The organism is Microcoleus sp. SVA1B4, assembly GCF_036700545.1.
In the GTDB taxonomy this organism is placed as follows: domain Bacteria; phylum Cyanobacteriota; class Cyanobacteriia; order Cyanobacteriales; family Microcoleaceae; genus Microcoleus.
In genome coordinates this window covers 1-8087 of the sequence record NZ_JAUBPB010000117.1, presented here as the reverse complement: position 1 = coordinate 8087, position 8087 = coordinate 1, and the positions used below count along the sequence as shown (strand labels likewise).

Genomic DNA, 8087 nt, shown 5'->3' with positions numbered 1-8087 from the left:
GAAGCTAAGTGTCGGTTTTCCAAAAAAACAATACATCATATCATACTTTTGTATACTTGCAAAATCGGGATGCTCCCGTTCACGCTTCTGTTGACGCTCTACCTATTATCCTCTCTTGATACTACTTTTACAAAACCGGGATGCTCCCATACTGCTGCTACCATCAACGGTAAGTTGAGAATTCTCCCTCGTAAACCCAGTTGACGGTAGTAATTTTCTTGTGAGGTGATGGCTGGTGTTAATAATGCAGATAGTTGCGAGGCGATTACCTCTTCTTCCATCATTGGCCTGTGAGTTTTTTTAGCGTGGTCACGGTTAGTTTTTTGATTCTTGGCCATATTTGCTGACCTACACAATCGCTCAATTATTTGTCAATTCTATCATTTGATAATACCAACGCCCGCAACTATTATTGATCACACGCAACTATTATTGATCGCCCGCAACTATTATTGATCGCCCGCAACTATGATCGATCGCCCGCAACTATGATCGATCGCCCGCAACTATGATCGATCGCCCGCGACTAGAGTAGGCGAACAACTTATTAATAATGATAATCGCTGCCGGTGGGAGAGTCCGCCGACGGCGGACTCTCCCACCCTTACCCCTTGTTTGATTATCATTATTATTCAATTATATTTCTACATAAAGGGGTATTGACAAAATCTCCTCCGTTCTAACTTGTTACCAATGATCTAGTCCAAACTGTCGGGGAGATAATTTTAGCTGATAGATCATCTAAATAGAAATCGTAAACAGGTTCTCCTGATAATTCACAGCAAAGAGGTTCAATAATTTTAGTGAACGGATTCCAAACTATTGTTACAGTCCGTTTCGTTTTCTTTCTTTGCAACTCACATTGAATATGTACTGTAGGTAGATGGATAATCATTGCACTGTGCAACCAAGCTTCTACACTCATTGCATAACGCTCTTGGATATCTAACAATTTTCGATCTAGCTCTCTATTAGTAGCTTCAATTCGAGCTAATTCTTTGTCTAATTCATCACCAATCAAATTTTTTAACTCAATCTTGTGGCGAATCCCAGAGCTAATCGTGTTGTAATAATCCTTTAGTCTTTCTTCATCCCTAGCTCTTGCTCTTGTTAATTTAGCCTGCCAATTATCTAAAGATTTTTCAATCAATATTCCACTTTGATGTTCGATTAACTTCAACAACTCATCAAAAGGAATAGAAAATGGTGTTTCTTGATTATCCACATCCATTCTGTCAGACTCCCAAAATAAAGCATCCCCAATTTGTACTGGTGTTACTCCTGTTATTTCATTGATAATAAACGAAACTAGACCAATCCTTTTTTCTTCGGCATTCGCTGTGTAAGCCACATTACATAAAATGTAGCGAGTGGTTGATGGTTTAGCATCTACAAAACGAATTAACCCATTTTGAGGTTTGAATCTCTCTGGTATGCTTTTGTCAAATCCCGTAGCTTTTAGATAGCCATCAAATTTTACACCCAAGGCACTAATCTGCCCTTTGACAGCTAATAGTTCAGATAATTTATTTAATACTTCTGAATGATAAGTAACAAAAACACTTTGAGGTACATCAGTGATAGTTGTAAAAGTTACTTCTTCTGGTAGAGAAAGTAACGAGGCTATGTTTTCATTTAACAGCGCATTTAAAACGTGTTCCCCAGCCGGTTCAGCTATTCCGTCATGGAGAGCTACAATTTTTTCTAAAGTAGTAATTATTGGGTCTGATAACATATTTAATCAAATCAATTTTTCAAGCTTCAAAATCTGCGCCAAAAATCTGTTCATCCAGTTCTTGAATTTGCTCATATTGTTTTTGGGCTTTCAACAAATTATCTGCCAATTGCTCAAAGGCTTGATCTAATTCGGGTTTAACTTGATGCTTAAGCCAGATATCCATGACAACTTCACTAAAGTCAAATTCATCATCCACATTGCCTAAAATTGTTTCAATTTCTCCGACTACCAGTTCAAACATATTAATTTTGTCGTGCAGTATCCGCAGAATATACTCTTCGATACTGCCTTTGAGACAGAAGTTAAAAATAAAAACATCCTGGGTTTGTCCGATGCGGTGGATGCGACCAATGCGCTGTTCAATTTTCATTGGGTTCCAGGGCAGGTCATAATTAACGATCGCATTAGCAAACTGGATGTTACGTCCTTCTCCCCCTGTTTCCGATGCTAAGAGTACAGAAACATTATCCCGAAATGCGGCTATAGCCTCATCTTTCTGTTTAAGGGACATTCCGCCAGTAAATTCTGCAAAGGGGATATTTTCCGCTTGCAGCGTTTTAGCTAAATAGGTGCTAGTTGCTTTATGGGTTGTGAAAACTAAGGTTTTCTGGCGAGATTTGGAGAGCATCTCTACTAAGGTTTTTGCTTTCTCGACCTGCTTGACTTGGGATGCTCGTGCAGCTAAAGACTTCAGTTCTTCATCGGGTAGGCGGATAGTCAGTTGCTTGAGGGAGTCAGCTAAAGCATTAGGGGATGAACCCGCTCGCATTAGCAAATTAGTACGGGAGAGTCTGTCTAGTTTATCCTCTGAAGAACGTAGATACTTGCTCAAGTCTTGGTAAAGTTTCTCCTCTCCGGCTGCCGGGGTAACGGTAATTGTGGTGGCGAAGCGTTTGGGCAGTTTGACATCTACTAGGGCGCGGGTATTTCGTACCATAACTTCCCGCATCAGAGTGCGTAACTTTTCGGGATTTTTAGGGACTCGTCCATTCTTGGAATTGACGTATTCTTTTTTAAAAGCGGCTTCTGTTTGTAGCAGTCCCGGTTTGAGGAGGGTTAGCAGATTAAACAGTTCCACAAGGGAGTTCTGCACTGGCGTAGCAGTAAGCATGAGGATAAACCGCTTATTGAGGGCGTTGACCAGTTTCCAGTTGAGGGTACTGCGATTTTTTAGATGGTGTGCCTCATCGACAACAACCAAATCCCAAGTACGACTGGTGACGTGAAGATAATGTTTAGCAGACTTAGCCGTGTTTAATGAAGCGATAATTCGCGGATTATTTGTCCAAAATTCGTCTATCGGTTGTTGTGGGTCACGGTTATCTGTGGTGATAGTAGCGATATTAAATTTGTCACTTAACTCTGATTGCCACTGGGAAACTAGGGATGCCGGAGTTAACACTAGGATGGACTTTACCATCCCCCTAGCTAAGTATTCGGCGATGATTAGTCCCGCTTCAATGGTTTTACCCAATCCGACTTCATCCGCTAGTAATGCCCGTCCACCCATTTGTCTGAGGACTTTTCGGGCTGTTTCAATCTGATACCAGTATTTGTCGATAGCAGTTAATGTGGGTAGGCAAATGAGTTGGTCATAGTCTGCCATTACCGAGAGGTTAAACAGGTCTAAACGCGCTTCGTAGAAGTTAAGCGGGTCGTATTTACCAGCTTTCAGGGCTTCTAAGGCAGTGGAAGGATTGAATTGAAATGTATAGTTTTTTTCCATATTTATAGTTTTTCCTTACTTGGTCTGCTAAACAGACCTGTCCGCTAGCCTAAAAGCTTTGCTAGGTAATAAGTGTAGTCATTATCCTTAGCGTTTGAGGCTAAGAATACGGGCGACCCACGGCTAGAACCCTTTATTGTACAGCCAAGTTATGATGCTTGGTATTGACATCTCCCCATGCCTAAAGGCGAGGGGATTCATAAGACCACAATTTAAGTCTTACAGGTGCTGACAAGTCACCTCTACCAACTCCACTTAGATCGAGTCCAAGTATTGTTGCTACTTTACGACCAATATTTGCACAACCATTGCAATCTGCATTAATTAGCCACCCCTTCGCTGTCCGATATAATCCACGTTTAATTCTTGTTCCAGAAGCTTTCCACCACTCGGGTTTTTCGCCGATTTTAGGCAGTTCGTCCGCATCGAGAAAAGAAGTTTTTGAAGTATAGGATTCTTCGGTTTCGACGAATTTAATTCCGTACTGTTCGCAGAGTTGAGCAATTCTATCTTTTAACCTACCCGTGGGAATCTGAACAAATTTTTGATTGGTATTTGTACCCAGATTTAGCGAATCTTTCTGATACTTGTTCCATCCAAATATGACTGTACCAATCTTGGATGATATACAATGATCTATCACCTTACGAGCAGCTTTATTAACTGCATCCCGCATTGTTCTATTTCTGCTTTCGGTCAGCCGTTCCAGTCTTTTCGACCAGAATCCATTGTCTTTTCCAGACATCAAGCTTGCCACTCGTTTGTTATAGCCTTGGTTGATGGACTTGAGATGCTTTCCGTCTACGATGAATGAAGTTCCAATATTGCTGACACAAGTTATCCAGTTGTCCATCCCGTGGTCGATCATCAATACAGAATCAACGTTGACATCGGATTGAACAGCTTCTTTTTGGTAAACCAATTCTAGATAAAAACATCCGTTTCTAGGTAAAATCCTGTACTCTCGAATCGAAGAATGCTCCTTATTAGATGGCATCGTCAGATAGAACGCATCTATGCCAAACCAAGCTTTAACTTGCTTCCCTAAAGGAAATCGCAACATTCCATCTTTTAATTTGACTGATCTACCTGTAAAAGTTACAAGGGCTAATCCACCTTGTCTGTATCCAGGAAGTCTTGGATGTTGCGTCACTGTCCCTTCTTTGATTCCAGCTAGCAAGCCCAAATAGGATTGGAAAGATTCAGCAACGCTAGTCAGTATCTGCTGTGCGGTATCTGAATAAAAAGCTTTATAATGAATGTTTCGATTGTCCGTTCCTAAAACTTTATGCAGCTTGGCTCTACTCGGTATCCTGCCAGTTTTGAAGAATAGTTGTCTGGCATAATAAGTTCCACAATTAATTAACTTTGAGGCTTCACTACACAAGAATTCTAAGACTGCTTTCAATTCTTTGTCTGGACTAATTAGATTTTGCTGACATCCATACATTCTGTTTTCCTCCTTGCTCTATATTAGCATAGTATTCTTGATTAAAGATTTAAATATGACTACAAAACAACCAATACCACCAAGAAAATACTGAAGGCGGTTGAAACCGCTACCGACTTCCTCCCCATGTCTAAAAGCCAGGGGCTTCCGTCTCGTTTTTCGGTGATACGGAAGTAGTGGTGAGACATAATCCTTGTCCCATAAGCAATACGGAGGACAGTTTTAGATCTAGTCGAGTCTCCGAAACCCTTACTGGCTATATGCTGGACTATTTTTTCAAGGTTTAAGTAAGCGCGCACTCGTTTCAGAAAATGCGTAAAAAATGGCAGGGCTTCCTCGCCCTCGGCTTACAGGGCCGTTAAAAAACTGTCCGAAGTATTGATCAACAGGTTTTATCAAACATATTGATTGTTTTATGAACCTAAGCACTTTGTTTAAATTCTAGACAAATTTAAGGTAGCAACAATTAATCCAGTTCGATGTCTTGGATGCGCTGTTTATAAGGTTGGTTATTTGGTTGAATATTTTGCTGTTCTTGCTCAATTAATTGTATCCAGATATCATTCCAACTTGACTGTGGATTGACAAGTTCTGCATTCGGTAGCAGCGCAAGCGCATTTCGAGCGAGCTGAGAATTTTCTGCAATCGCTATAATAACGCTATCGAGTTCTTGTAAGAATTCTATAGGCAGTTGTGAAGATCGTTCAATTCCTAGGTAAAGTGTCGCTGGTGCTGTTGTAGAGTTATCCTGTTCAATAAGCAAAATTGAAAGGGCTTCTATTGGGTTACAGGCAATCACAGCTCGCTCAATTTCTCCAGTAGTCGCTACCCAGAAAGCAGCTTCAGATGACAGGGGATGGGTTGTACTAAAGTCGCCTCTTTCATTAAGAACAAACGCGAACCGGTCTTCCTCGTCAAGCGTCCGTGCCGTAAAGACAGCCTTTTCAGAGCCGGCATACAGCCAAGAATGAGAGTGCAATAAATCGAGTAACTCTAAAGGTAAACTGTACTCGACTGCTAGATGCGAGCGCACTTTTTGCCACTGAGTTTCATTCCTTTCTGGCAGGATTGATAATTGCAACTCTAACTCATTTGCTGTTGTACTCGTTGCAGGTGCGGTTGTTTCTAGCTCAGATTGTGACAACTCTAACTCATTTGCTGTGGTAGGAGTTCCATGTGTAGTTGTTTCTAGCTCAGATTGTGACAACTCTAACTCATTTGCTGTTGCACTCGTTGCAGGTGCGGTTACTGCTAGCTCAGATTGTGACAACTCTAACTCATTTGCTGTTGCACTCGTTGCAGGTGCGGTTGCTGCTAGCTCAGATTGTGACAACTCTAACTCATTTGCTGTTGCACTCGTTGCAGGTGCGGTTGCTGCTAGCTCAGATTGTGACAACTCTAACTCATTTGCTGTTGCAGGGATTGCCGGTGCGCCTGCTACTAACTCAGATTGTGACGACTCTAGCTCATTTTCCTCTGCCTCACTGGGGGCGATAGCTAAGTGTTGTGGCTGCATTAAAGCCTCAATTAGGGCGTTATCTCGTTGTGGGTCATAGCTAACGCCTCGATGCTTCTGCAATCCAGAAAAAGTGTAGGCTTTACCCAACTGAGTACCACTTAAAGCGACCCCATCTAAATTGTAAGAAATGCCTTTACTGAAGACGATTCCAGTTCGAGTCAATCCGACTTGCACCTCTACGCCTTGTTGCTGCAACCGCTCAACGAATTCTGGCATACTTGGGTTGTCTTGGGAAACTTCATCAATTAGGTCTTGCAATTGCACCCTAACGCTCTTGTTCCCCTTGTTTTTTAATTGCCTGTGTTCTCCTGTAGTCTGAGCTCGCTTGTCTGTTTCCCAACTGGGTGTAACAGTTTCCAGGTTGTAGTTCCGTTCAAGCTGGCGAATAGTTTCTTGGCTTTTGTAGTAATCCCAGCTATCATCAACAACACCTCCATCTAGGCAAATGCGACTGGCGACGATGTGGATGTGGTCGTGTTCTGTATCGCTGTGCTTGACAACTGCGTACTGGTTGTTGTCAAATTCCATCGCTTTCATGTAGTTGGCTGCAATCGCCAGCCAGCGCTGGTCATTTTCTTCAGAATCTTCTAGTTTTTCGGTGCTATCGACAGATAAAGTGGCGTGAAAAACTGCTACTTTCAGGTTAGGTCTTAGTTGTCGGGCGATGGCAAATTCAGCAGCCAGTTCTTCAGGTGTTTGTCCACACATAGTACCGCCAATTAAGTAAGCGCCTTTTTTGCCAAGTACATAGTTCAGACAGCCCCTCCAGCCTGTACCTTTGATTTGTTTGCCAATCATAACCGTTTTGTAGTAGGTTTATTGCATCGATTGCTCAGGCTTGTTAAAAATTAGCGAACTGTAGAATTGGTAAGGTTTGCAACTATTGTTTTAATAGCAGTTTGGTTTTGTTGAATGAGGTGCTGTACGCTTTCTAAGAGTTCTGTATTGACAGTAACGGGTTCTCCTAATACCACAGCACTATTGCAAGCTTTAGCAATCTGATTAATATTGTTTCCGGCAACTCTAAGTTGGGCATTAATTTGGCATAAAACTTGATAGGCTTTTAAGTCAAATGCAGCTAGAGGGCGTGGCATGGCTCTTTTCAAAGCTGCACGACGCATGAAGTCGCTCATACTCAAATTTACTTGGTTCGCTAGTGTTTGAATTTGGCTATAATCCGAGTCAGTTAGGCGAATGTGGATATGGTTTGATAGCCGTTCTCTGGGTCTTGCTTTCAGTAAAGTTTTCATAGCTTTTAATCAGGAATCACACTATGAGCCAAGATACAAGTTAATAACTGTAATCGACAAGCGCTATTCAGGTGAATTTATCTCCCCCAATTGGAGAGGGCTATTTAGACAGTTTATTAACGTAAAGACTGACTATAATTTCCTTTATTTGTATAAAATAGTGGGTTGAGGTGCGATCGCACTTGAATAAGTGATGAGCTTGTTGAATTGCTTTTGAAGCATTTTCTCCCTCTAATTTCTTATAGCTGTATAATATTCAGCTTGAATTGTAGTACAAATAGTTACAATTGTCATTAAAGCTAAAGAAAGTATTAAACCCGACCTTATGGTTAGGCTTCCGTAAAAGGAGGGTGCATTATTTCTCTTTCTGCACTTAAAAGTCAGGTTTGTGATCACAAAAACAT

The 8087-nt window shown here is 41.5% G+C and carries 5 protein-coding genes and 1 pseudogene; all 6 read right to left on the bottom strand.

The features are described 5' to 3' along the window. Positions 1–149: 149 nt before the first annotated feature. Positions 150–284 (bottom strand): annotated as a pseudogene (locus tag QT987_RS28930) (IS4 family transposase); the annotation flags it as partial. Positions 285–679: 395 nt separating this feature from the next. Further along, positions 680–1735 (bottom strand): hypothetical protein, encoded by a 1056-nt coding sequence (locus QT987_RS28925; protein ID WP_333246872.1) that lies wholly within the window; start codon positions 1733–1735, stop codon positions 680–682. A gap of 19 nt (positions 1736–1754) precedes the next feature. Continuing rightward, on the bottom strand, positions 1755–3464 hold the full coding sequence (locus QT987_RS28920; protein ID WP_333246870.1) for an SNF2-related protein: 1710 nt from the start codon (positions 3462–3464) through the stop codon (positions 1755–1757). Between the two features lie 181 nt (positions 3465–3645). Next, positions 3646–4914 (bottom strand): transposase, encoded by a 1269-nt coding sequence (locus QT987_RS28915; protein WP_333246868.1) that lies wholly within the window; start codon positions 4912–4914, stop codon positions 3646–3648. A gap of 466 nt (positions 4915–5380) precedes the next feature. Further along, the gene (locus QT987_RS28910; protein WP_333246866.1) at positions 5381–7231 is read right to left on the bottom strand and encodes a relaxase/mobilization nuclease domain-containing protein; all 1851 of its coding nucleotides are present in this window, start codon (positions 7229–7231) and stop codon (positions 5381–5383) included. A gap of 50 nt (positions 7232–7281) precedes the next feature. Continuing rightward, positions 7282–7683: a plasmid mobilization protein gene (locus QT987_RS28905; protein ID WP_333246864.1), complete on the bottom strand. Its 402-nt coding sequence runs from the start codon at positions 7681–7683 to the stop codon at positions 7282–7284. Positions 7684–8087 lie beyond the last annotated feature (404 nt).